A 3914-nucleotide genomic window follows, 5' to 3' on the forward strand; every position below is an offset into this window, starting at 1 on the left:
ACGCCTGAAGCCGGGGGTCAGTCGCCCGCCGCGCGCCGGATCAGCCGGTGCAGCGCGTCGTCCCGCCCGAAGGCCCGGGCGGCCTCCTGCATCCGCATCGCCTCCTCGGCGCGCGCGCGCGCCAGCGCGCCGTTCAGGGCGGCGCGGCGGAGCAGGTAGCGCCGCTCGCGGCCAGGCCCCATCACGGCGCGCGCCGCCGGATCGGTTTCGCCCTCGCATTCCCGCCATTCGGCATCGAGCGCGGCGAGCTCGGCCTCGACCTTGCGGCAGGTATCGGCAGCGGCCTTCAGCCTGGCGAGCGCGGCATCGCGCAGCATCCCGCCCACCTCGCCCAGCCGCCGCAGCCTGTCATCGGCGCCCGCCATCAGCGAGCCCGCGCGCGGGTGCGCATCTCTTCGGCAAAGCGGATCGCGGCGGCGACGGCGCGGTAATGCTCGGGCTGGATCTCGGCGCCGATCTCGACGGTGGCGTAAAGCGCGCGCGCGGTCGGCGGATCGCGCCGCATCGGCACGCCCGAGGCGGCGGCGACCTCGCGGATGCGGGCGGCGACCTCGTCCACGCCCTTGGCCACGCAGACCGGCGCGCCGGGCGTCGCGCGATCCCATTTCAGCGCGACGGCGTAATGGGTCGGGTTGACGATCACCACATCGGCGCTGGGCACATCGGTCAGCATCCGGTTGGTCGCGATGTCCATCCCGCGCTGGCGGCGCTGCTGTTTCATGTGGGGATCGCCCTCGGACTGCTTGATCTCGTCCTTCAGTTCCTGGTGCGACATGCGGTTCTTGCGGCGATGCTCGGCCAGTTGCCACAGGTAGTCGACGGCCGCGATGCCGCCGGCGATGGCGACGGCGACGGCCATGAACTCGACCGCCATCCGGCCGAGCGTCGCGGCCGCCATGCCGGGGGACAGATACATGGTGCCGATCAGGTCCTGGATCCGGGCCGAGAGATAGACGCCGAGCAGGACGATATAGAGCGTCAGCTTGGCCGCGCTCTTGGCGAATTCGAACAGGCCGCCGCGGCCGAACTTGTTCTTGGCGTTCTGGATCAGCGAGATCTTGGACAGCTTGGGCTTGATCTTCTCGGGCGCGAACACGAGGCTGCGCTGGGCAAGGATCGAGGCCAGCGCGGCCAGACCCGGCAGCGTCAGCCAGGGCAGCGCGGCCAGCAACGCGCTGGCCATCAGCCCGCCGACCGGCGCGCTGCCATGCCCGCCCAGCATCATCGGCGCGATCCGGTCGGCCTGGCCGATCAGCCCGGCGCCGATCCCGCCCAGCGCGGTCAGGCTGGCCGCGCCCAGGCCCAGCGCGGTGAGGGTCAGGCCCAGATAGGCGGCGGCGGTGTGCAGGTCGGTGGATTTCGCGAATTCGCCCTTCTTGCGGGCGTCGTCCAGTTTCTTCTGTGTCGGCTCGAACTGCTTGTCGCCGGGGCTCTCGTCGCTCATCGCCCGGCTCCGAACGGGGCGGCGTAAAGCTCGATCAGCCCGGTCTGCCACAGACCCAGCATCGGCGGCAGGGTCAGCATCAGCAGGATCAACCCGCCCGCCGTGATCGCGGGCGCACCTACGAAGGCGACCATGAGCTGCGGCATCGCCTTGTTGATGACGCCAAGCGCGAGATTGTAGATCAGCGCGGCGATGACGAAGGGCATGGCCAGCGTGGCGGCCAGCGCAAAGCCCTGCGCGATCCGCAGCACGCCCCAATCGGCCAGTTCGGCGGCATCGGGAAGGCGGCCGGCGGGCAGCAGGTCGTAGGACAGGATCATCGCCTCGGCGGCGCGCACATGCAGCCCCGACATCACCGCCAGCGCCAGCCCCGCCATCACCATCAGCCGCCCCATGGCGGGCTGCGGATCCATCGCGGTCGCGCCCAGCATCTGCGCAAGGGACGTGGCCTGGGCGGCGATCTCGCCGGCCATCTGCAGCGCGAGGATCATCAGCCGCAGCACCAGCCCCAGCGCGAGGCCGATCACCGTTTCAGTGGCGAGCGCGAGCCCCAGCGGGCCGGGCGCGATGTCGATCCCGGGCGCGACGGCGGGCGCCACGACCGCGGTGAAGGCCAGCGCCAGGCCCAGCCGGATGCGCGCCGGAACGGCCCGCTCGCCGAAAGCGGGCAGCATCGCCAGCACCGCGCCGACCCGCAGGAACACCGCCCAGAAGGCCCAGAGCAGAGGCTGCCACAGCTCGGCCAGTTCGGCGAGGTCATAGGTCATGCCGCCACCATGCCGACCAGGGACGGACGGGAATTGGTGCCGATTTCCTCGAAGGACAGGACCGCCACCGAGATGCCCTTGGCCGAGAGCGCGGTCTGCAGGAAGCGCCTGCGCCGCCCCGAGGTGGCGATCACCGGGAAGACCCCGGCCTCGCCCGCGCGCGCGAGCCGTTCGGACACCGCGCTCGCCAGGCGGTTGAACTCCTCGGGCGGCAGGGCGACATCGGGTGGGCCGTAATCGTTAGCGATCTGGTAGGTGGTGAAGCGGTCTTCCCATTCCGGGGCGAGTTGCAGCAGGGGCAGCGTGCCATCCTCGCGCTGGTGTTCGGCCACGAGCTGAAAGCCCAGGCGGCGGCGGACATGTTCGCAGATCGCCTCGGCGCTGGCATGCGAGGGGCGGGCCTCGGCGATGGCTTCGAGGATCAGCGGCAGGTTGCGGATCGAGACCCTCTCCTCGAGCAGCAGGCGCAGAACGGCGAGCAACAGGTCGGTCGGCACCTTGTCGGGCACAAGCTCGTCGATCATGCGCCGGTTGGCGGCGGCGCGGTCGGTGTCGGAAAGGTTGGTCAGTTCGTCGAGCAGCCGACGCAGCGCCTTGTTGGTCATCAGCCGGGCGAAGTTGCGCTTGACCACTTCCAGCAGGTGGGTGGCCAGCACCTCGGAGGCGTTGACGACGGTGACGCCCATCAGAGCCAGATCCTCGCGCTGGTCGGCGGCGACCCAGCGGGCGGGCGCGCCATAGACCGGCTCGCGCACATCCTCGCCCGGGGGCAGCGGCGTCGCGGCGTCGGGCTGAAGCGCCAGCACCTGTTCGGGACGCAGCCGGTCGCGCGCCTGCTCGACCCCCTGGATGCGCACGACATAGGTTCCGGGCACCAGCGCGCCGTTATCGGTCAGCCGGATCTCGGGCAGGATCAGGCCGAAGGTCTCGGCCACATGGCGGCGCATCGAGGTGATCCGGGCCTCGATCCCCGTGGCCGGGTCGAGCACCATGCCGACCAGATCGGGCGCGAATTCCAGGTGGATGTCGTCGAGATCAAGCAGATCGCCCATGCGGCTGGCGGGCCTGGCCTCCTCCGTCCCGGCGGTGGCGGGCCTGGCCGCGGCCTCGGCCTCGCGCTGGACGCGCCGGTTCATCGCAAACGCCGCGTAGCCCAGCGCCGCGGCTCCCGCGATGAAGGGCAGGAAGGGCAGGCCGGGAACAAGCGCGAAGAGCCCGAGCAGCACCGCGACGGTGCCGAGTGCGGCGGGGTGGCGGCCAAGCTGGCTGAACAGCGCGAAATCGGCCGTGCCGGTGGCACCTCCGCGCGAGAGCAGGAGTGCCGCGGCAATCGAAATGACGACCGCCGGGATCTGGGTGACCAGCCCGTCGCCCACGGTCAGGATCGCATAGGTCTCGAACGCGCGGCCGATCGGCATGCCATGCACGATCACGCCCATTGCCAGCCCCATGATGAGGTTCAGCAGCGTGATCAGAAGCCCCGCGACCGCGTCGCCCTTGACGAATTTCGACGCCCCGTCGAGCGAGCCGAAGAACGTGGTCTCGGCCTGTTCGCGTTCGCGCCGGGCCTTGGCCTCGGTATGGTCGATGGCGCCCGCGGCCATGTCGCTGTCGATGGCGAGCTGCTTGCCGGGCATGCCGTCGAGGGCGAAACGCGCGCCGACCTCGGCCATGCGGCCCGCGCCCTTGGTGATGACGATGAA

The 3914-nt window shown here is 70.8% G+C and carries 4 protein-coding genes; all 4 read right to left on the reverse strand.

Features of this window, described 5'->3' with window-relative positions; genetic code table 11:
- Nucleotides 1–17 precede the first annotated feature (17 nt).
- Complete coding sequence (locus tag ENN83_RS01070) at nucleotides 18–365, reverse strand: hypothetical protein (protein ID WP_287183046.1); 348 nt, start codon at nucleotides 363–365, stop codon at nucleotides 18–20.
- On the reverse strand, nucleotides 365–1444 hold the full coding sequence (locus ENN83_RS01075) for an EscU/YscU/HrcU family type III secretion system export apparatus switch protein (RefSeq protein WP_287183048.1): 1080 nt from the start codon (nucleotides 1442–1444) through the stop codon (nucleotides 365–367). The genes ENN83_RS01070 and ENN83_RS01075 overlap by 1 nt, the downstream gene beginning before the upstream one ends.
- The gene (locus ENN83_RS01080; RefSeq protein ID WP_287183050.1) at nucleotides 1441–2211 is read right to left on the reverse strand and encodes a flagellar biosynthetic protein FliR; all 771 of its coding nucleotides are present in this window, start codon (nucleotides 2209–2211) and stop codon (nucleotides 1441–1443) included. Before ENN83_RS01080 ends, ENN83_RS01075 begins: the two co-directional genes overlap by 4 nt.
- A partial coding sequence (locus ENN83_RS01085; RefSeq protein WP_287183053.1) for an FHIPEP family type III secretion protein occupies nucleotides 2208–3914 on the reverse strand: 1707 nt, incomplete at its 5' end. The genes ENN83_RS01085 and ENN83_RS01080, both read right to left, overlap by 4 nt.

The sequence above is a fragment of the Rhodovulum sp. genome, from assembly GCF_011048875.1.
GTDB lineage: Bacteria > Pseudomonadota > Alphaproteobacteria > Rhodobacterales > Rhodobacteraceae > Rhodovulum > Rhodovulum tesquicola.